Annotated in this window: 17 protein-coding genes and 2 tRNA genes; 10 read left to right on the plus strand and 9 right to left on the minus strand. The window is 68.0% G+C overall.

Annotated elements, in window-relative coordinates:
* The first annotated feature begins 3 nt into the window (after positions 1-3).
* Genes MAA8898_RS04370 through MAA8898_RS04380 form a run of 3 tightly spaced genes read left to right on the plus strand, consistent with a single transcriptional unit; the run spans position 4 to position 3,034 of the window.
* Positions 4-801: an ABC transporter permease gene (locus MAA8898_RS04370; protein WP_094019754.1), complete on the plus strand. Its 798-nt coding sequence runs from the start codon at positions 4-6 to the stop codon at positions 799-801.
* Positions 798-1,484 carry an ATP-binding cassette domain-containing protein gene (locus MAA8898_RS04375; RefSeq protein ID WP_094019755.1) on the plus strand — a complete coding sequence of 229 codons (687 nt, stop codon included), beginning with the start codon at positions 798-800 and terminating at the stop codon, positions 1,482-1,484. Before MAA8898_RS04370 ends, MAA8898_RS04375 begins: the two co-directional genes overlap by 4 nt.
* Positions 1,481-3,034, plus strand: coding sequence for a KpsE/RkpR family capsule polysaccharide export protein (locus tag MAA8898_RS04380; protein WP_094019756.1), 1,554 nt, complete (start codon positions 1,481-1,483; stop codon positions 3,032-3,034). Before MAA8898_RS04375 ends, MAA8898_RS04380 begins: the two co-directional genes overlap by 4 nt.
* A gap of 52 nt (positions 3,035-3,086) precedes the next feature.
* Here the strand turns inward: MAA8898_RS04380 and MAA8898_RS04385 are convergent, their stop codons facing one another.
* The 4 genes from MAA8898_RS04385 to MAA8898_RS04400 all read right to left on the minus strand — a co-directional run bounded on the left by MAA8898_RS04385 (position 3,087) and on the right by MAA8898_RS04400 (position 7,758).
* A complete protein-coding gene (locus MAA8898_RS04385; protein WP_094019757.1) occupies positions 3,087-4,286 on the minus strand; it encodes a GNAT family N-acetyltransferase in 1,200 nt (399 codons plus the stop codon).
* The gene (locus MAA8898_RS04390; RefSeq protein ID WP_245853238.1) at positions 4,283-5,302 is read right to left on the minus strand and encodes a hypothetical protein; all 1,020 of its coding nucleotides are present in this window, start codon (positions 5,300-5,302) and stop codon (positions 4,283-4,285) included. The genes MAA8898_RS04385 and MAA8898_RS04390 overlap by 4 nt, the downstream gene beginning before the upstream one ends.
* 117 nt (positions 5,303-5,419) lie before the next feature.
* A complete protein-coding gene (locus MAA8898_RS04395; RefSeq protein ID WP_094019758.1) occupies positions 5,420-6,667 on the minus strand; it encodes a hypothetical protein in 1,248 nt (415 codons plus the stop codon).
* A 326-nt stretch (positions 6,668-6,993) separates the two neighbouring features.
* On the minus strand, positions 6,994-7,758 hold the full coding sequence (locus tag MAA8898_RS04400; protein ID WP_094019759.1) for a GntR family transcriptional regulator: 765 nt from the start codon (positions 7,756-7,758) through the stop codon (positions 6,994-6,996).
* Between the two features lie 90 nt (positions 7,759-7,848).
* On the opposite strand from MAA8898_RS04400, the gene uxuA reads away from it, so the two are divergent.
* Positions 7,849-9,057 (plus strand): mannonate dehydratase, encoded by a 1,209-nt coding sequence (gene uxuA / locus MAA8898_RS04405; protein ID WP_094019760.1) that lies wholly within the window; start codon positions 7,849-7,851, stop codon positions 9,055-9,057.
* A 96-nt stretch (positions 9,058-9,153) separates the two neighbouring features.
* Here uxuA and MAA8898_RS04410 read toward each other — a convergent pair.
* Positions 9,154-9,229: transfer RNA gene (locus MAA8898_RS04410), tRNA-Val, on the minus strand.
* 118 nt (positions 9,230-9,347) lie between these two features.
* Positions 9,348-9,422, minus strand: a tRNA-Val gene (locus tag MAA8898_RS04415).
* A gap of 201 nt (positions 9,423-9,623) precedes the next feature.
* Here MAA8898_RS04415 and MAA8898_RS04420 point away from each other — a divergent pair.
* Both MAA8898_RS04420 and MAA8898_RS04425 read left to right on the plus strand, forming a co-directional pair.
* A complete protein-coding gene (locus MAA8898_RS04420; RefSeq protein ID WP_094019761.1) occupies positions 9,624-9,818 on the plus strand; it encodes a hypothetical protein in 195 nt (64 codons plus the stop codon).
* Positions 9,819-10,093: 275 nt separating this feature from the next.
* Complete coding sequence (locus MAA8898_RS04425; protein WP_094019762.1) at positions 10,094-10,351, plus strand: hypothetical protein; 258 nt, start codon at positions 10,094-10,096, stop codon at positions 10,349-10,351.
* A 90-nt stretch (positions 10,352-10,441) separates the two neighbouring features.
* Here the strand turns inward: MAA8898_RS04425 and lon are convergent, their stop codons facing one another.
* Complete coding sequence (gene lon / locus MAA8898_RS04430) at positions 10,442-12,853, minus strand: endopeptidase La (RefSeq protein WP_094019763.1); 2,412 nt, start codon at positions 12,851-12,853, stop codon at positions 10,442-10,444.
* Positions 12,854-13,186: 333 nt separating this feature from the next.
* Here lon and MAA8898_RS04435 point away from each other — a divergent pair, with 333 nt between their 5' ends.
* Both MAA8898_RS04435 and MAA8898_RS04440 read left to right on the plus strand, forming a co-directional pair.
* Positions 13,187-13,702, plus strand: a complete 516-nt coding sequence (locus MAA8898_RS04435) for a hypothetical protein (protein ID WP_094019764.1) — start codon at positions 13,187-13,189, stop codon at positions 13,700-13,702.
* Positions 13,699-14,106 (plus strand): hypothetical protein, encoded by a 408-nt coding sequence (locus MAA8898_RS04440; protein WP_094019765.1) that lies wholly within the window; start codon positions 13,699-13,701, stop codon positions 14,104-14,106. The genes MAA8898_RS04435 and MAA8898_RS04440 overlap by 4 nt, the downstream gene beginning before the upstream one ends.
* Positions 14,107-14,376: 270 nt before the next feature.
* Here MAA8898_RS04440 and MAA8898_RS04445 read toward each other — a convergent pair whose 3' ends face one another.
* Entirely contained in the window at positions 14,377-15,138 is a 762-nt protein-coding gene (locus MAA8898_RS04445; protein WP_094019766.1) for an SdiA-regulated/phytase-like domain-containing protein, read from the minus strand.
* Between the two features lie 136 nt (positions 15,139-15,274).
* The gene (gene tgt / locus MAA8898_RS04450; RefSeq protein WP_094019767.1) at positions 15,275-16,402 is read right to left on the minus strand and encodes a tRNA guanosine(34) transglycosylase Tgt; all 1,128 of its coding nucleotides are present in this window, start codon (positions 16,400-16,402) and stop codon (positions 15,275-15,277) included.
* A 178-nt stretch (positions 16,403-16,580) separates the two neighbouring features.
* Between tgt and MAA8898_RS04455 the strand changes: the two genes are divergently transcribed.
* Both MAA8898_RS04455 and MAA8898_RS04460 read left to right on the plus strand, forming a co-directional pair.
* Positions 16,581-18,311, plus strand: a complete 1,731-nt coding sequence (locus MAA8898_RS04455) for a glycosyltransferase family 2 protein (protein ID WP_094019768.1) — start codon at positions 16,581-16,583, stop codon at positions 18,309-18,311.
* A complete protein-coding gene (locus MAA8898_RS04460; RefSeq protein WP_094019769.1) occupies positions 18,308-19,255 on the plus strand; it encodes a glycosyltransferase family 2 protein in 948 nt (315 codons plus the stop codon). Before MAA8898_RS04455 ends, MAA8898_RS04460 begins: the two co-directional genes overlap by 4 nt.
* Positions 19,256-19,364: the final 109 nt, after the last annotated feature.

A 19,364-nucleotide genomic window follows, 5' to 3' on the forward strand; every position in this document is an offset into this window, starting at 1 on the left:
CGGATGACGATGGCCACCGCGCAGATCACGCCCCCGGGCACCTTCGGCAGGATCCTGATCCTGCTGGACCGTGAACGGCGGACGCGGTTCGCGGGTGGCGTGCTGGGCTACCTGTGGGCCTACATCACCCCCATCGTCTGGATCGCGCTGATCGTCGGGCTGTTTGTCCACCTCGGGCGCACGCCGCCCATCGACGCCGAACTGGCGATCTTCGTTACGACCGGGGTGCTGCCCTACGTGGCCTTTCGCCAGACCGTGACGGCGCTCAGCCGCGTGCTGCCGGCGCATCGTCACCTGCGCTACCTTCCGGGGGTGTCCACCGACTCGGTCCTCTGGGCGGCGATGCTGCTGGAGGCGTTCAACCTGATGATCTCGGCGCTGCTGATCTTCGGTTCGGTCACGCTGTTGTTCGGCTCGGCGCTGCCGGCCTCGCTGCCGGGGGTCTTGTCGGCCTTCCTGGTGGCCTGGGTCCTGGGCATCGGCGTGGGCCGCTTCGTGGCGATCGGAGGGCTGATCAGCCCCACATTCGCGCGCTTTGTCCCGCTGGCGCTGCGGCCGTTCTTCTGGCTGTCGGGGGTGTTCTACGTCGCCGCCGAGCTGCCCGGCCCGGTGCGCGAACTGTTGTGGTACAGCCCCTTCCTGCACGTGACCGAGCTGCTGCGCGAGGGGTACTTCCTGTCCTTCACCTCGCAGTTCGCCGATGCGCAGTACCCGCTGATGGTGGGCGCGGTGCTGTACCTGGCCTCCATGCCGCTGGAACGCTTTGCCGCGGACCGGCGTCTGCTGCGGCGGATGACATGATCGAGCTGCGCAACGTCAGCGCCCTGACCCCGGGCCTGCTGCACCGCCAGCCCATCGTGTGGGACGCCAGCGTGCGGTTCGAGAGCCGCGAACGGGTGGGCATCCTTGCCATGCCAGGCAGCGGCAAGTCCACGCTGGCCCGGCTGCTGGCAGGGATCGACCAGCCCGACCGGGGCACCGTCCTGAGCGAGGGCCGCGTCAGCTGGCCGATCGGCTTTGCCGGCTTCCTGCACCCCGAGATCTCGGTCCGCGCCAACCTCGAGACCTTTGCCCGGCTGGTCGGGATGACACCGCGCGCGGTGACCACCTTCTGCGAGGATTTCGTGGGCATCGACGGGCTGCCCGGGATGGTCATGAAACAGCTGACGCCGACGCAGCGCGCGATCCTGGCCTATGCCTGCGCGCTGGCGGTGCCGGGACCGGCGACCTGGATCGCCGACGAGGTCATCTCGGTCGGCGAGAACCAGCACCGGCAGCGCTGCAACGAGGTCCTGACCGAACGTCTGACCGAGGGCGGTCTGATCTTCCTGTCGCGCAGCCCGAGGTTGCTGCGCGCCTGGTGCGACCGGTTCCTGGTGCTGATCGACCGCCGGCTGATCCCCTGCGAGGACGTGGACGTGGCGCAGGGAGCGCTGGAACTGGACGCCCGGGACCGAAACGCCATGGGACGAGGTGCGGCATGAGCAAACCAGTCAAGACCGAGGCGGAACGCATCGCGGCCTGGAAGGAACAGCGCGCGCAACTCGCCGCCGCGGACGAGGCCGAGCGGCGCGAGAGGGCCAGCCGCCCCGCGCCCGCGCCGCAGGACACCGACAAGGACGCCGTCACCGTCACGGCACCGGAGGGCGCGGCGGACATGGCCCCCGTGGCTCCGGCCACGGATGCCCCGGAACAGGACGCCGGCCCGGCAGAGGCCACAGCCCCCGCCCCCGAAACGCCCGCCCCCGATGCGCCCGCCGCATCGACGCCGGCCCCCGAGGCCCCCGCGCCCGAAAGCCCTGCCCCAACTGCCGCCAAGATCGCCCCCGAGGCCGAGTCCACGGCGCCCGAACCGGCACCGACGCCCGAAGTCACCCGTTCACCCGCCGAGCTGTTTCTTGACAGCGTGCGTGCCTCGGCCCCCAACGCCCTTGCCAAAGACGCGCCGGACGCCTCCACGGGCCGGATGCGGCTGGCGCTGGTGGTGGTCGTGCTGCCGATGCTGCTGGTGGCGGCCTACCTCGCCCTGATCGCCACCCCGCTCTACGAGGCGCGGTCGGTGATCGCCATCACTCGCACCGGCGACGCAGGGATCAGCGTGCAGGCCGGTCTGCTGGGTGGCGAAAAGCCCGCCAACCTCCAGGACGTGTTTCGCGCCGACACCTTCATCAAGAGCCGTGCCGTGATGGACTCGCTCGAGGAAGACCTGGGCCTCGTGTCGGACCTGTCGGGCGAGGCAATCGACCCGCTGCGGCGGCTGCGCGACATCCCCTTCCTGTCGATCAGCAAGCACGACCAGTTTGACCGCTTCGTGCAATCCTCGGTGGACGTGCAAAGCGGTCTGCTGACGCTCTACGTGCGCGCCCAAAGCCCCGAAAAGGCGGTTCTGGTCTCCGAGGCGGTGCTGCGCCATGCCGAGGCGCAGGTGTCGAGGCTGGGCCAGGCCCTGTTCGACCAGCGCCTGTCGGACGCCGCCGCAATGCGGATCGCCGCCGAAGACCAGGTCAAGCAGGCGCAGGACGACCTGGTGACGCTGCAACTGCGGTTTCAGGACGTCGATCCGCGCCAGCGTGTCGCCAACATCTACGCCCGCATCCGCGAGCTGGAGGACGAGGCCTACCGCACCCGCAACGAGATCCAGAAGCTGCAGATCGCCGGGGTCGGCTCCAGCCGCCAGACCGAACAGCTGGAGGCGCTGGTGCTCAGCCTCGAGGCGCAGATCGGCCAGCAGCGCGCGCAGCTTGTCTCGCCCGATGGCGGCTCGGCCACGCCGCTCAACAACATGCTGATCGACTACGAACGCGCGACGCTCGCGCTGGACCTCGCGCGCGAGTCGGTCCGCACCGCGATCGAGACCGAGGCCGAGACCACCCGAGAGGCCGCGCTGAACCGCAGCCATTTCCAGGTGGTGGTTCCCCCGGGCACGGCCGACCAGCCGCTGTACCCGCGCAGCTTTGCCACCTTGCTGGTGTCGCTCGTGCTCTGCCTGACCATCTTTGCGGGCATCCTGTCGCTGCGCAACGCGCGTTACTGATCCGGCACGCAGGCCCCTGTGCGCCGCGCAGACCGGCCGGCGCGCTCCGCGCTCAGGTCTGCAACAGCCTCGCCAGCTGATCGCAGGCGCGCATCGCCTTGTCCGGCTCCCCGGCCTTGACGAAGTCCGCGATGCGCTGCACGGCCGCGGCAGAGTTGATAGGGTCAAGGCACAGGTCGGCATCCGCGTCGCGCGTGGCGGTCAGGGTATAGCTGGCTTCCTTCTCGGTCTCGAAACCCCGGCTGTAGCGGCTGCTGATGCGGCCGAAATCGTAGAACAGGCCGCCGTTCTCGATCGCCCATTGCATCGCCAGCAGCGTCAGCATCGCGCGCGCATCGCTGTCCTGCCCGGTCACGCCGGCCAGGTGCGTCAGGGTGCCTTCGAGCGGATCGAACACATGCGCGAGGCCGCCCAGCAACGTCTCGCCGGCCCAGAGGTGCGGCAGCACCAGGCACTGTTCCGCCGCCGCGATCCGCAGGGCCGGGCGCGCCTCTTTCAGTCGGTCGCGGGCGCGGCGGTCGCCCCGGGCCTTGGCCAGCGCGTCCAGCGCGGCCAGTGCCGGGTCCAGGTCCTGCGCCGCGGCGAAGCGCAGATGCAGGTCGCCGCGCCCCATCCGCGCGCGCCAGTGCCCCCACAGCGCCGCCACCTCGCGGCTCACCTGCCCGGCCAACAGCTCCTCGATGCTGTCCGGCAAGGGCAGCACGCGCGCGACCATACGCTTGCCCGACGGGGCGGAGGCAGGATCCTCGACCGTCACGCGGCAGCCCTGCGCGGCCAGCCGTTGCGCCATCTTCTCGACCCGCCCGCCCTGCGGCAGGTAAGCCAGGGTGAACTTGCTCCACGGCATGGTTTGCAGGGCGCGGGCAAAGCGGTCGATCACCTGGTCCTCGACCTCGGGCGCGCAGAGCAGCCCGCCGCAGGGCGCATGGGACAGCCGGGTGCCGCATTCGATCTCGGTCTGGAGACGGTTGCGCGACCGGCTCCAGTGCAGGCGGTATTTCAGCGGTAGCGCGCCGGCCAGCTGCTGCGATCCGCGCGCGGTGGCGGTCAGCACCGACCAGCGCGCCGGGTTGTCGCAAAAACTGCGCCGCAGCCATCCCCAGGAAAGAAAGACACTGGACTCCAGATCGCGACGGCCAAGCGCCTCCCACGGCTCCCGAAGGGCGTCAAAGCCGGTCAGGCTGTCGACCAGCGACACGTCCATGTCGGCGCTGAAACGGGATCTGTCGGGGGTTTGCAGCATCTCGATCACGCCGCCTGTGCGATCATCTGGTCGAACATCCGCGCGGCATCCTCGAAATCGCGCCCGATCGGCGCGGTCAGGGCGCGGCGCGCGGCGAAATGTGCCCCGACGCGGCAGAGATGCGCGGCAAACTCGGGGTGGACCCCGGCGTCGTCGTAGCGGCGCACGCGGGTCTTGGACAGCCAGCCACGCTTGCGCGCCTCCTTGACGATCAGCTTGAGCCGCTGCACGCAATGCAGCGTGACATAGAGCGCGAGGTAGTCGAGATAGGCGTCGCGCGTGTGCCCGGTGCCGGGGTCGTAGGCGTCGCTGACGATCTGTTCCATCGTCGCCGGGGGCAAGGGCCAGGATTCGTCACCGATCAGCCAAGCCAGGTCCTCGGCGCCGTGGCGGACGCCGGCATATTCGAAGTCGAACCACTTCAGCGCGTCGCTGTCGTCCAGCGCCGCATTGCCGGATCGGCAATCCCATTTCACGAACTGGCGCGCGGGGGTGCGGACCGCCTCGGCCAGCGCCGCGCGGTCCACCCGGGCCGAGCGCCCCGACGACAGCGGCGCCAGCGCGTCGATCGCCTGGGTGAAGTTGTCGATCCAGTCGTCGTTCACGCCCAGGTGCGGCAACTGCCGGTCCAGTCCAGCCTGGCGGGCGGCGGCCTGGATGCGCAGGATCTTGTCCACCGCCTCGGTCGCCAGCTCCAGCCGCCGGCGCTGCCCCACGCGCGCGATCTCGACATTCAGGCGGCGCGCGCCGATGTCGGACTGGAACAGGATCTCACCGACCACGCCCAGGCATTCCGGAGCATCTTCGGTGAAAGGCCGCAACCGCGACAGCACAAAGGCCTCGAGGTGGGCGCGGCGGAAATTCGGCCGCAGGGTGGCGATGACCGTGCGGTCGGCAAAGTGGAGGCGGCAGCTGGATCGGGAGTCGCCGCCCGGGGTGCTGACCTCGCGCACCTTGGCGCCAAAGCGCGCCTCTGCGGCCGTTACGATGCGATCGCGTCTGGTCTGGCGGCTGCTGGTTCCCAATGTGATCTCCCCCGTTTCGGTGTGCCGTGCGCGCCCGGTGCGAACCGGCACATCGGGCCACGGCGATGGTGTGGACCCGGCCCATCCAGAGATGGGCCGGGCCGTCTGTGCCGGCGATCAGTAGACGTCGCCGTAAGTCCCGCCGGAGGTCGCGCCGGACACGGTCCCGCCCGAGGCTTCGCCGTCGATCTCCTGGGTCATCAGGTCCATCACGTCCTCGGTGTGCGGCTGGTAGGCGGGCAACCCGGCCGAGCTGTGATGCGGCCCGGAACTGCCGGTGGTGCCGCTGCCCTTGGTGCCGCCCGAGCCGGAGCCCTTGGTGCCGCCCGAGCCGGACCCCTTCGTGCCACCCGAACCGCTGCCCTGGGTGCCACCAGAGCCGCTGCCCTTTGTGCCACCCGAACCGCTGCCCTTGGTGCCGCCCGAACCGCTGCCCTTCGTGCCACCCGAACCGCTGCCCTTGGTGCCGCCCGAACCGGAGCCCTTGGTGCCACCCGAACCGGAGCCCTTCGTGCCACCCGAGCCGGAGCCCTTCGTGCCACCCGAGCCGGAGCCCTTGGTGCCGCCCGAACCGCTGCCCTTGGTGCCACCAGAGCCGGAGCCCTTGGTGCCGCCCGAGCCGGACCCCTTCGTGCCACCCGAACCGCTGCCCTTCGTGCCGCCCGAGCCGGAACCCTTGGTGCCGCCCGATCCGCTGCCCTTGGTGCCACCCGAACCGCTGCCCTTGGTGCCGCCCGAACCGGAGCCCTTGGTGCCACCCGAGCCGCTGCCCTTCGTGCCACCCGAACCGCTGCCCTTGGTGCCGCCCGAACCGGACCCCTTCGTACCACCCGAACCAGTACCCATCGTGCCGCCCGAGCCATCGGGATCGTCCTCGATCGGGTCCTTGACGAGGTAAGGGTCCAGGGACACCTTCGGTGGCAGGCCCGGGCCATGCTCTCCGATGACCTCGAAATCGCTGATGGTGTAGTAATAGCTGGTCGGATCTTCCGGCAGAATGATCTCGCTCACTCCGTCGAAGTGGCCCCAGCCCACGGCCTGGCCGTTCTCGTCCAGAAACTCGACGCTGCCGCCCTGCAACCCGGTCTCGGGGTTCACGCCGACGTTGATGACAAAGGCCGCCCCGGCGTCCGACAGGTCCAGCACGAGGTCATGCGCCCCGCTGTCCGGCGCATCCGCCCCCAGCGCGTCCATCTCGCCCGCAAGGTTCGCGTCGTACCAGGTCTCGAAGGAATCGCCCTCGACGCCGCCATTGTGGTAGGCCTTGCCCGAGCTTGCCGCCTCGTGGCCAGAACCGGAGGTGCCGCCCGTCGCGGACGCCTCCTTGGACTTCGCGACCTTGGCCGTCTCTTTGATTTTGCTCATATGACTCTCCAATCGTCCGTTTTGAAATTCCGGCCAGACGTTCCACATCGCCGATGCCGTGGATCAGGAGAGAAGCTTTCGGCTTTGAGTCTCATTTTCCAGAGAAACCAGGAATTAAGGAATTTTCAGGGCAGGACTGTCCGGCCGGCAGAGACCAATGGCGGCGCCCCGGCAGAGGTGTTCCTCAACCGGGAACAATCCCGTCGCGGGTTTTGGCCGGGCGCGCAGCTGCAGGTTTTCGAAATCCGGGTCGATTCGCAGCGGGCCTGTCGTGCCGACGCGCTGGCGGTCCGGCCCGACCGCCGCCATGGCAACCGCCCGCCCTGTCACCGCGGGGCCGATGGTCCGCCTTGTTCAACGCCCTGGATGGGCGCATTGACCGGCGGCGGCAAATCGCCCTCCGGCACGTCGAAATAGGCGGTATAGGCCGCCACGATCCTTGGCAGGTCTGTCAGCAGCTCGCGCAGGTGCAGGCGGACCGCCGCGTTGGCCCCGGCGATGGCGCCGCGTTTGATCTGGTCGACGATATCGCCGTGCTGCGCGATCACCTTGCGCAGCGGGAACTGGCCCAGCGACAGGAACCGCACGCGGTCCATCTGCGACTTCAGCCCCTCGATCTGTTTCCAGGCCCCGGCCTTTCCGGCCGCATCGGCCAACGTGCGGTGGAACAGCTCGTCCATCTCGATGAAATCGGCGGGGTCGCCACGGCTGGCGTCCTCCTGCCACGCCAGCTGGCTGCGCAACTCGGCGATCACGGCGACGTCGGGAGCCCGGGCAAGGATCTTGGCGATGTCGGCCTCGATCGCCTCGCGCAGGAAACGCGCGTCCAGCACGGCGGCATAGCCGATCCGGGTGACGATGGTCCCGCGCTGCGGCAGCACCGCCAGCAGACCCTGGTCGGCCAACCGGATGAACGCCTCGCGCACCGGCTGGCGGCTGACGTCGTAGACCCGCGCAACCTCGGATTCGGACAGCCGGTCGCCCGGTGTCAGATCATTGCGGATGATGCGTTCGCGCAGGATGCGGGAAATCTGCGGCGTGATGGGCATCGCCTGGTCCAGGGCCCACCTCGCGTTGCGCTTGATCGTCATGATTCGCCGTCCTCCCGCCGATCTACCATACTAGCTTGCAAGATGATGGGCTGCTAAGAAAGGCGGGCCACACCGACTCGGGAGGACACCATGAAGCAGACCTGGCGCTGGTTCGGACCAAAGGACCCGGTGACCACCGACGACGTGGCCCAGGCGGGGGCCGAGGGCATCGTCTCGGCCCTGCATCACCTGCCCAGCGGCGCGGTCTGGACCCCCAAGGAGATCGCCCAAAGGCAGGCCGAGATCGCCCGGATGCGCGATGGCACGCCCTCCGGTCTTGACTGGGCGGTGGTCGAAAGCCTGCCCGTCTCCGAGGACATCAAGAAGCAGCAGGGCGACTGGCGCGACCATATCGCCAACTACAAGACCAGCCTGGAAAACCTCGCCGCGGCGGGGATCGAGGTGATCTGCTACAACTTCATGCCGGTGCTCGACTGGACCCGCACCAACCTTGCCTGGCGGCTGCCCAACGGCGCGACCTGCATGCGCTTTGACCTGACCGATTTTGTCATATTCGACCTGCACATCCTGCAACGCCCCGGCGCCGAACACGACTACGACGAGGCGCTACGCGAGGCCGCCGCGCGCCGCTTTGCCGCGATGACCGCGCAGGCACGCGCGGCGCTGGCCGGCAACGTCGTCCATGGCCTGCCCGGCGCGGCGGAACACTTTTCGCTGGAGGACGTGCGCGCGCACCTGGCGCAATATGCCGCGATGACCGAAGACACCCTGCGCGGCCACCTCATCGACTTCCTGTCCGAAATCGCCCCCATGGCGCAGGCGCTGGGCCTGCGGCTCTGCTGCCACCCGGACGACCCGCCCTTCCCCCTGCTCGGCCTGCCCCGCGTCATGTCGACCGAGGCGCAGTACCGCACCATGATGCAGGCGGTGGACCTGCCCGCCAACGGCATCACGCTGTGCTCGGGCTCGCTGGGGGCGCGGCCGGACAACGATCTGCCCGGCATGATGGACCGCCTGGGCGACCGGGTGCATTTCCTGCACCTGCGCAACGTCACGCGCGAGACATCGAACATTCGCGGATCCTTCCACGAGGCCGAGCACCTGGGCGGCGACACCGACATGGTCGCGCTGGTCGAGGCCGCGCTGAAGCAAGAGGCGCGCCGCAAGGCCGCCGGGCGCGCCGACTGGTCGATCCCCTTCCGCCCCGATCACGGGCAGGACATCCTGGACGACCTGGGCCGCCGGACTCAGCCGGGCTACCCCCTGATCGGGCGGTTGAAGGGGCTCGCCGAACTGCGCGGCGTCATTGCCGCGCTGTCGCCCCGGATCACCGTTTGACCGGTCGCCCGGGCGGATCTGCACCCGGTCGCACCGTGCCGAAAGAGCGTGAAAATCCTTCCAAGACAGTGTCTTGCGCGTTCCTTTTGGGACGGGTGGTGGGTGATGAGAGACTCGAACTCCCGACATCTTCGGTGTAAACGAAGCGCTCTACCAACTGAGCTAATCACCCGGAACCGGAGTTGCAGATAGCCAAAGCCCGCGTCGGGTGCAAGCCCGAAGACCGACGCCCGAAAACAGCCGTCCGGACATGCAAGACGCGCCCGCATCGGGGCGCGTCGAGGCAAACCTGGTGGGTGATGAGGGATTTGAACCCCCGACATCTTCGATGTGAACGAAGCGCTCTACCACTGAGCTAATCACCCGGTGCGGGTCTATTAAAGCCAGCGGCGCCATAGCGCAAGAGGCCCCGGACGCAAAAATCGCGCCGTCCCCGCCCCGGAAAATCGCGGCACAGGCATCACACCGTTACGCGAAAAACACTGTTCATCAAGCGCTTGCTTGACTCGTCACGAATCCCCATTGCACGATTTTCGATACACACACCACCTGGGCTGGAGACACACATGAGAAAGACACTTGCTGCCGCAAGTCTTGCCATCGCCGCATCGACATCGACCGCCGCCCTTGCGGGCGGCTACAGCGATCCGGTGATCCCTCCCCCGGTCATCGTCGAAGAGACACAGGCGACCAGCAGCAGCGCCGGCATGCTGCTTGCGCTGATGACCATCGTCGTCTTCGGCGTGGCCGCGTCGCAGTAATCCGCGCGGTCCGGCCAAACCGGACCAGCGTCACGCGACGGAGACGAGACGGACAAAGATCGAAGGGGCTGTCCGGTTGACGCCGGACAGCCCCTTTGCATGTCCGAAACCGCCCAGGCCGGTCAGAAAGCGCAGATTTGGCCCGTTTTCACCGTCCGATCGGCAAATTTCACTTGCCGCAAGGTCAACCCCTCTGACACCCTATATCCTGGGCGTGGGTATTTTTTTGCGCCGTGTGGAATTCGTTCTGCCAGAACACCACAAAGGGGGAAATCATGAAACACCTTGCATTGACGACGGCGCTCTGCGCCGCGATGGCCACCGGCGTCGCCGCCGATCAGAAGATGCGGCTTTCGCCGGACCAACTGCGCAAAGACATGGTCGTCTCGACGCAATCCTTCGACATCGCCGAAGGATCGGCCGCCACCTCGTCCGGCGCGGGGCTGCTGATCCCGCTGCTGCTGATTGTGGTCCTCGCGGCCGCCGTCAGCTCGGGCGGCGGCGGGCATGGCCATCACTACTACCCATACTAGCCCGGATTTGTGCCGCGGAACCGCGGCGACAGACGCAAAACGCGCGGTGCCAGGCACCGCGCGTTTTCCGTTTCCGGCATCCCGGGACAGTCAGTGTGCCGTGGCACCGGCAACCGAGTCCTCGGCCTGCTTGTTGGCCGCGGCCGCCGCCGCTTCCTCGGCTTCCTCATCCCATTCGATCGGTTCCGGCGTCGCCACCAGCGCGATCTTCAGGACCTCGGAGACATGCTTGACCGGGATGATCTCCAGCCCGTTCTTCACGTTGTCCGGCAGTTCGGCCAGGTCCTTCTCGTTCTCTTCGGGGATGAGAACGGTCTTGATCCCGCCGCGCAGCGCCGCCAGCAGCTTTTCCTTCAGCCCGCCGATCGGCATCGCGTTGCCGCGCAACGAAACCTCTCCGGTCATGGCGATGTCCTTGCGCACCGGAATGCCGGTCAGCACCGACACGATCGAGGTCACCATGGCCAGGCCCGCCGAGGGTCCGTCCTTGGGCGTCGCACCGTCCGGCACGTGGACGTGGATGTCGATCTTGTCGAACTTCGGCGGCTTGACCCCGATCTTGGGCGAGATCGAGCGGACATAGCTGGAGGCCGCGTCGATCGACTCCTTCATCACGTCGCCCAGCTTGCCGGTGGTCTTCATCCGGCCCTTGCCCGGCAGCTTGAGCGCCTCGATGTGCAAGAGGTCGCCACCCACGGAGGTCCAGGCCAGCCCGGTGACGACACCGACCTGGTGTTCGTCCTCGGCCAGGCCATAGCGGAATTTCCGCACGCCCAGGAAATCCGCCAGGTTCGCGGAACTCACCACGACCTTCTCGGTCTCCTTCTTGACGATCTTGGTCACCGCCTTGCGCGCCAGCTTGGCGATCTCGCGTTCGAGGTTCCGCACCCCGGCCTCCCGCGTGTAGTAGCGGATGATGTCGGTGATCGCGCCATCCTCGACGGTGAACTCGGTCTTCTTCAGACCGTGGTTCTTGGTGACCTTGGACAGCAGGTGCCGCTTGGCGATCTCCAGCTTCTCGTCCTCGGTGTAGCCCGAGAGCGAGATGATCTCCATCCGGTCCAGCAACGGGCTGGGCATGTTGTAGCTGTTGGCCGTGGTCACGAACATCACGTTCGACAGGTCGTATTCCACCTCGAGATAGTGGTCGACGAAGGTCGCGTTCTGTTCAGGGTCGAGCACCTCCAGCATGGCCGAAGCCGGATCGCCACGGAAGTCCTGCCCCATCTTGTCGATCTCGTCGAGCAGGATGAGCGGGTTCGTGGTCTTGGCCTTTTTCAGCGCCTGGATGATCTTGCCGGGCATGGAGCCGATGTAGGTCCGGCGGTGGCCACGGATCTCGGATTCATCGCGCACGCCGCCCAGCGAAATGCGGATGAACTCGCGCCCCGTGGCCTTGGCCACCGACTTGCCCAGCGAGGTCTTGCCGACGCCCGGAGGGCCGACAAGGCACAGGATCGGGCCTTTCAGCTTCTGGCTGCGCGCCTGCACGGCGAGATACTCGACGATGCGCTCCTTGACCTTGTCGAGGCTGTAGTGATCCTCGTCGAGGATCTCCTGCGCCTTGTTGAGGTCCTTCTTGACGCGGCTTTTCACGCCCCACGGGATCGACAGCATCCAGTCGAGGTAGTTGCGCACCACCGTCGCCTCGGCACTCATCGGGCTCATGTTGCGCAGCTTCTTCAGCTCCGCTTCGGCCTTTTCCCTGGCTTCCTTGGACAGCTTGGTGCCGGAGATCTTTTCCTCCAGCTCGGCGATTTCGCCCTCGCCCTCCTCGCCGTCGCCCAGCTCCTTCTGAATGGCCTTCATCTGCTCATTCAGGTAGTACTCGCGCTGGGTCTTCTCCATCTGGCTCTTGACGCGGGTCTTGATCTTTTTCTCGACCTGGAGAACCGACAGTTCCCCCTGCATCAGGCCATAGACCTTTTCCAGCCGCTCGCTGATGGCAAGCGTCTCCAGCAGGTCCTGCTTTTTCTGAACGTCCACGCCCAGGTGGCCGGCCACGAGATCGGCCAGCTGCGCCGGGTCGGTCGCCTCGCCCACGGCGGACAGCGCCTCTTCGGGGATGTTCTTCTTGATCTTGGCGTAACGCTCGAACTCTTCGGCCACGGTGTGCAGCAGCGCCTCGATGGCGGCGGGATCGCCGGGCATCTCGGTCAGGTGCGCGGCCTTGGCCTCGAAGTAGTTGTCGTTCGGGATGTATTCCTCGATCCGCACGCGGGTCTGGCCCTCGACCAGCACCTTGACGGTGCCGTCAGGCAGCTTGAGCAGCTGCAACACGTTGGCGAGCACCCCCGCCTTGTAGATGCCGTCGGTGCCGGGATCGTCGATCGACGGGTCGATCTGGCTGGCAAGCAGGATCTGCTTGTCGTCGTTCATCACCTCTTCCAGCGCGCGCACCGACTTTTCCCGCCCCACGAAGAGCGGCACGATCATGTGCGGAAACACCACGATGTCTCGCAGCGGCAGCACCGGGTAAGAGGGATTGAGGGGATGTTTCATGCTCGTGTCCTGTTCTTGGCAAGACCGCCCGGCCCCGATCGCGGCAACCACGGCAGTCTCCGGTCATAGGGGCTAGATGTGGGGTGGGAGCGCCAGCTTTCAAGCGCACCGGCCCGCGCGGCCCAGCGTCACGCCAGAATGACCCTCCGACGATGCCGGTGCAAGTGGACTTCGTGTCGAATGCCGCTTTCCCCCGGGCGCGCGGCCCGGCATCACCGTGGCGCGACCGCAACAGCCCCGTCCGCGCGGCCCCTGCCGGACAGGCGGGACTTGACGCCCTTTCACGTCAAACCTAGGCGAACGCCCAGTAAATCAAAGGTTTGACCGAGCATCATGAAACCACGTCATTGCCTGCTGGCTCTCCCGCTGATCCTCACCGCCTGCGTCAAGTACAGCGAGATCACCACCCCGCCGCAGACCGTCACCTTTACCGAAGCCCGTGCCCAGAGTGCCGCCACCGGGTTCACCGACACGATCTTTCGCAGCTTTCGCAGCACCGCGAAGGGCACAAGGGATGACCAGGAGTTGATCGGCCTGCGCTGCACCCTGCAGGGCAACGGGTTCAAGGCGTCCTTCGTGACCCCGGCGATCCTCAGGATGCCCGCCTACAAGGGCGCCGCCGACCCCGCCAGCGTGACCTGCGGCGACAAGGCCGACAGCGCGACCGAAACGCTGCCGCCGATCAACATGACGTTGGCGCGGATGAACCAGTCGACATCGTCGTCGGGCGGGCTGCTGGGCGTCGCCCTGACCGCGGCGGCCAAGGGCATAGCCAAGGCCGCGCGCGACCCGCTGAAGGACGAGTTCAACTATCCCGGCACCGTGCATGTTGTCCTGGGCGCGAAATGAGGCGCGCCGCGACCCTGGCAGCGCTGGCGCTGCTGTCCGCCTGCGCCCCCGAACACGATCCACCCGAGACCCCCGTCGCGTTGCCGCCGGCCCCCGGCCGCAGCGTGATCGCCACCGAAACGGTGACTGTCAGCGCCTTCCTCGCCGGGGCCTCCGCCTCGCTGGCGGAACTGAACACCGCGCGCTGCGCGCTGCGGCGCGGGGCACAGTCGGTGGCTTTCACGACCCCGCGCAACGTCGCCATCCCGATCCACGATGGCCCGGCCGACCCGCTCGACATTTCCTGCACCGCCGCCATCGGACCGCGCGAGGCGCGCACCGCCCTGCGCCACCTGCCGTTGGGCGGCACCACGTCCGGGGGGCGCCGCTACCCCGCGACGATCACCCTGCGCTTCAAACAGTGAGACGGACCCGCCGCCCCTGACCGGCGGCGGGTGACCGCACATCGCCAAGCGCGTCGCCGCGTGGATCCTCGCCTCTTCGTCGGCGGTGAACCGCTCTTCCCGGCAAGCTGGGCGCCAGGACACCGCCAGGGTCACAGGGGACCTCTCGCGGTCCGGCGACCTGCCGGGGCGCGCCACGGGTCCGCACCGCCGTCTGCCTCGGCGCCACGAAACACCGCTTGGCCACCCCGCGCGTGACGGGCCCACCCGCGATGCCCGGCGCCCGGGCCGTTACATCAACCCGCAGGGCGGCCCGGGCCCCAACGGATGGTCGATGGTCACTTCCGTGGGCGACCAGTCAAAGACCGCCAACGCCTGCCCGCCGTCAAATCCGATGAACAGCGTCTCCGTCTCCGGCTGCAAGGCCACCCCTTCGGCGTCGTACCCCCAGGCCGACAGCGGCGTGACCGAGATCACCCGCCCGTCCGGCGCCAGCTCGAACAGCGCGTTCAGCCCTTCGTTGTCGTCCACCACCAGGATGTTGCCCGAATACGGGTCCCGCTCCACGCCCTGCGGCTCCACCATGGGCGGGTCAAAGCTGTCGCCCCACAATTCCATCAGCACCGTGCCGTCCGGCGCCACCCGCATCAGCCGCGCCGGATCGTCCTCCACCACCAGAAAGGAGCCATCGGCGTCCAGGTGCATCCCCTCGGTGTCGCGGATCGTCGGGCTCAGCGAAAACGGCGCCTGCATCGGTCGGCCCCTGCGGTCGACCCACTGGAAACCGCCCCAGCCGTTGGCGATCAGCACGCCCTGCTCGGCCACGGTGACCGAGCGGACATAACCCATGTCGGTCTCAAACCGCAGGATCTCGCGCCCGCCGGTCGACAGCAACACCAGTTCGGAACTCTCGCTCGCCACCCAGACGCCGCAGACCTGCGCGTCATAGGCCAGGCTCACCGCCCGCAGGCCCGGAAAGGTCTCGAGGTGTCGAAGATCCGCGGCCGCCGGGGTTCCCAGCACAAGCAGCCCACCCAGAACAAGCCCGCGCATCGCTCCCTCCTTCACCAGTTGAAGCAGGCTATGGGCCGGAACCCGCCCCGATCAATGCCGGCGCGGCGCAGGGGCCATCTTTGGTCGAAAAACATCCCGGTGGAGTCGCCCTCATGGGCGACGGGGGCAGCGCCCCCTACACCGGCGGGATGTCGCCTTCTGCCCGCTGCGCGTGAAACGCCGCCTCGAAATCGGCAAAGGACCCCGCCTCGATCGCCGCCCGCATCCCCGCCATCAATTCCTGATAATAATGCAGGTTGTGCCAGGTCAGCAGCATCCCCGAAATCATCTCGCCGGCCCGGAACACGTGGTGCAGGTAGGCGCGCGAATAGCTGCGGCAGGCCGGACAAGTGCAGTCCGCGTCCAGCGGGCGCGGATCGTCGGCATGGCGCGCGTTCTTGATGTTGACCTGTCCGCGCCGCGTCCAGGCCTGCCCGGTCCGCCCCGACCGCGAGGGCAGCACGCAGTCCATCATGTCGATGCCGCGCTTGACCGCGCCGACGATGTCGTCGGGCTTGCCCACGCCCATCAGGTAGCGCGGCTTGTCCTCGGGCAGCATGTCCGGCGCATAATCCAGACAGCCGAACATCGCCTCCTGCCCCTCGCCCACCGCAAGGCCCCCCACCGCATAGCCGTCAAAGCCGATCGCCTTCAGCGCCTCGGCCGATTCCCCGCGCAAATCCTGTTCCAGCCCACCCTGCTGGATGCCGAACAGCATGTGCCCCGGCCGGTCGCCAAAGGCCTCGCGCGACCGCGCCGCCCACCGCATCGACAGCCGCATGCTCTCGGCGATGCGCTCCCGATCGGCGGGCAAGGCGGGGCATTCGTCAAAGGCCATGACGATGTCCGACCCCAGCAGCTTCTGGATCTCCATCGACCGCTCGGGCGACAGCATGTGCTTCGATCCGTCGATATGGCTGCGAAACGTGACCCCCTCCTCGGTCAGCTTGCGCAGATCGGCCAGGCTCATCACCTGAAAGCCGCCCGAATCTGTCAGGATCGGCCGCTCCCAGTTCATGAAGCGGTGCAGCCCGCCCAGCCGCGCCACGCGCTCGGCCCCGGGCCGCAGCATCAGGTGATAGGTGTTGCCCAGCAGGATGTCCGCCCCGGTCGCCGCCACGCTTTCGGGCAGCATGCCCTTGACCGTCGCGGCGGTGCCCACGGGCATGAAGGCGGGGGTGCGGATCTCGCCGCGCGGGGTGCGGATCACGCCCCGCCGGGCGCGCCCGTCGCGGGCCGATACGTCAAAGGATGTCAGAGCCATGCGCCCTGCTCTACACGGTTCCCCCCGCTGGGCGGAAGCCCCAAAATCCACCCCCGCGCCGACCCGAGGCAAGGCCCGGTACGGCCGCAGCCGAGATACCCTGCGCGCGCCGACAGGCGCGCTCCGCCGGATCACGCGCCCCCTTGCCGAAGCACGCGGCCCCCGCCACTGTGCCGACATGAGCAGAACCCCCACCTACAAGGGCGGCATCAAGGCCGTCCTCGACCAGTACGAAGCGCGCCGCGCGCCCCTGCCCGGCGGCGACACCGCCTTGCCGCCCTCCGATACCGACCTCGCCGCCCTGGCCGCGCAGACCGTCGCAGACCCCGCCACCGGTCCCTTCGCTCCGCCCTTCAAGGACCACCTCCACCGCAAGCTCTACCAGCTGCGCGAGGAACTCCAGGGCGCCTCCGAACTGACCGTCCTGCACGGGCTCACCATCTCGCACCTGCGCAAACGCAGCTACCCGGACCAGGCGCCGCACCTCTTTCAGCGCATGTGGGCCGAACAGGGCGCGCACCTGCTGAGCCAGCTCGACGCGCGCTGGCTGGTTTCGGCCGTCACCACCTTCGGCGACCACGGCACCACCCCGGTACAGCGCGCCAGCGGTCTTGCCCTCTCGACCCTGTTCGGCGCGATGAAGCTCTACGAAAGCGAACGCCTCTACAGCGGCAAGACCCCGGACAAACCCTTTGCCCTGGCCGACAAGGTCCGCGCCAAGCTGCCCTTGCAGATGGACTCCTACGCGCTGGTCAACGGCGGGCTGGACGTCAACCTGATCGCCCGGCTCTGGCAGGAGGCCGAGGGCGACGCCGTCATCCGCCCCCTCGCCCACCACCTGCTCGACCTGCTGATCCATGATGAGGGCGGGGTCTTTCGCCGGCTCGCCGTCCTGAGCGCGCGCAAGTCGCGGCGCGAACAGATCGAAAAGGCACCGGTCAACATCGCCCCCGTCCCGGCCCGCCCCCGCGCCACGCCCGAAACCACCCGCTGGGGCCTCGTCGCCACGGTCAAGGCGCCGTTGCCGCAACTGGCCCGCTTTGCCGCGCACCACCTCGACCTCGGCGCACATGTCATCCACCTCTACATGGATGCGCCCGACCCGGAGGCCGCCGCCTACCTGTCGCGCCACCCTCGCCTGCGCGTGATCCCCTGCGATGACGCCTACTGGCAGGCCTCGGGCCGCGCCCGCATGCCCGCGCACCAGCTGCGGCAGGCCTTCAACGCCACCCGCACCCTGCGCGACAGCGCCGACACGCTGGACTGGCTGGGCCACATCGACCACGACGAATTCCTGATCGCCGCGCGCCCGGTGGCCGAGGTCCTCGCCACCGCCGACCCGAACGCCGCCTTTGCCCGCGTCCCGCCCGCCGAGGCGCTGGCCGTCGACCAGGGCACGCCTTGTCACTTCAAGCTGACGCACAAACAGGCCGGCGTTGCCAAGGCGAAACTCCAGGAGATCTATCCCACCTTCGGCCTGCACCTCTACGGCGGTTTTCTCAGCCACACCGGGGGCAAGGTCTTTGCCCGCCCCGGCATCCCCGACACCCGTCTTGGCATCCACACCCTGAAACACAAGGGCGAGGACGCCACCAACAAGACCCGCGCCGAGGGGCTGGTGCTTGCGCATTTCCACGCGCCGTCGTGGCAGCATTTCCGCAGCCACCTGGGCTTTCGCCGCGACAAGGGCTCGTACCGTTCCCACTCCGAGCGCCCCGAGATGGGACAGGCCGCGCTGCTCGAATTCCTGATGCAGGAAGAGGGCGACGCCGGCCTGCGCGCCTTCTTCGACGAGGTTTGCGCCGACACGCCCGCCCTGTGTGACCGCCTGGAGAAACATGGCATGCTGGTCACCCACGATTTCGACTTCGACGCCACGGTGCGCCGCGTCTTCGGTCAAATGCCATGACTCGCTGGGGCACCGTCACCACGGTCAAGGCGCCGCTGCGCGCGGTGCTGGACTTTGCCGCCTGGCACCTCGAACAGGGCGCGCACCGGCTCTACGTCTACCTTGACGCCCCCGCGCACGACACGCAGGCCGTGTTGTCCGCGCACCCCAGGATCCGCGTCTTTGCCACCGACGACGCCTGGTGGGCAAAACGCAACGGCCGGCCGGACAAGCACCAGGCGAGGCAGGCCGCCAACGCCCGTCACGCCAACAACCGCAAGCCCGAGGTCGACTGGCTGGCGCATATCGACGTGGACGAATTCCTGCTGTCCGATATCCCCGTCGCGGATCATCTGGCCGCCCTGCCCGCCAGCGCCCTCTGCGCCCGCGTCCGGCCGGTCGAGGCGCTGGCGCCGGGCAACGGCACCGCGCCGGGCGAAACCGCGTTCAAGGCGTTCCCACTGGACCAATCCGCCCGGCAACAGGCGGCCGAGGCGTGTTTTCCCACCTGGGGCCGGCACCTGTCGGGCGGGTTTCTCAGCCATGTCGCGGGCAAGCTGTTCTTTCGCGCGGGCACCAAGGGCCTGCAAATCCGCATCCACAACGTCACCCTCGACGGCGTGCAGAACCCCGGCCAGGCCGACCTGCCACAGATCGAACTGGGCCATTTCCATGCCGCCAGCTGGGAGCATTTCCTCGCCGCCTACCGCTTTCGCCTGGAGCGCGGTTCCTACCGGGCCGAGCTGAAACCGCAGGCGCGGACAGAGGACGCGGTGAACCTGCACGACCTGTTCCGCAGCATCGAGGCCGCCGGCGGAGAAGCCGCGCTGCGCGCCTTTTTCGACGAAACCTGCACCGCCGACCGCGACCTTTGCACGCGGCTGGAGGCGCATGGCCTGCTGCGCCGGCGGCGGATGGACCTCGACACCCTGCGGACTCGTCACTTTCCCGGGATCAATCCGTGACATTCGCCCCGATCGTTTCCATATAGCAACCAGCGGACCGGGAGGCGTCCGGGTGTCCTTTCGGCGCCGCGAGCGTTCTCATTGACCTTTCTCCCAGTTTTTACTATGG

The organism is Antarctobacter aquimaris (assembly GCF_900184945.1).
In the GTDB taxonomy this organism is placed as follows: Bacteria; Pseudomonadota; Alphaproteobacteria; order Rhodobacterales; family Rhodobacteraceae; genus Maliponia; species Maliponia aquimaris.

Coding starts and splice junctions, on each gene's coding strand:
- MAA8898_RS04455 (WP_094019768.1), top strand. CDS start 16,581: ATGAGCAGAACCCCCACCTACAAGGGCGGCATCAAGGCCGTCCTCGAC.
- MAA8898_RS04370 (WP_094019754.1), top strand. CDS start 4: ATGACGATGGCCACCGCGCAGATCACGCCCCCGGGCACCTTCGGCAGG.
- MAA8898_RS04420 (WP_094019761.1), top strand. CDS start 9,624: ATGAGAAAGACACTTGCTGCCGCAAGTCTTGCCATCGCCGCATCGACA.
- uxuA (WP_094019760.1), top strand. CDS start 7,849: ATGAAGCAGACCTGGCGCTGGTTCGGACCAAAGGACCCGGTGACCACC.
- MAA8898_RS04380 (WP_094019756.1), top strand. CDS start 1,481: ATGAGCAAACCAGTCAAGACCGAGGCGGAACGCATCGCGGCCTGGAAG.
- MAA8898_RS04460 (WP_094019769.1), top strand. CDS start 18,308: ATGACTCGCTGGGGCACCGTCACCACGGTCAAGGCGCCGCTGCGCGCG.
- tgt (WP_094019767.1), bottom strand. CDS start 16,402: ATGGCTCTGACATCCTTTGACGTATCGGCCCGCGACGGGCGCGCCCGG.
- MAA8898_RS04435 (WP_094019764.1), top strand. CDS start 13,187: ATGAAACCACGTCATTGCCTGCTGGCTCTCCCGCTGATCCTCACCGCC.
- lon (WP_094019763.1), bottom strand. CDS start 12,853: ATGAAACATCCCCTCAATCCCTCTTACCCGGTGCTGCCGCTGCGAGAC.
- MAA8898_RS04375 (WP_094019755.1), top strand. CDS start 798: ATGATCGAGCTGCGCAACGTCAGCGCCCTGACCCCGGGCCTGCTGCAC.
- MAA8898_RS04445 (WP_094019766.1), bottom strand. CDS start 15,138: ATGCGCGGGCTTGTTCTGGGTGGGCTGCTTGTGCTGGGAACCCCGGCG.
- MAA8898_RS04400 (WP_094019759.1), bottom strand. CDS start 7,758: ATGACGATCAAGCGCAACGCGAGGTGGGCCCTGGACCAGGCGATGCCC.
- MAA8898_RS04395 (WP_094019758.1), bottom strand. CDS start 6,667: ATGAGCAAAATCAAAGAGACGGCCAAGGTCGCGAAGTCCAAGGAGGCG.
- MAA8898_RS04440 (WP_094019765.1), top strand. CDS start 13,699: ATGAGGCGCGCCGCGACCCTGGCAGCGCTGGCGCTGCTGTCCGCCTGC.
- MAA8898_RS04425 (WP_094019762.1), top strand. CDS start 10,094: ATGAAACACCTTGCATTGACGACGGCGCTCTGCGCCGCGATGGCCACC.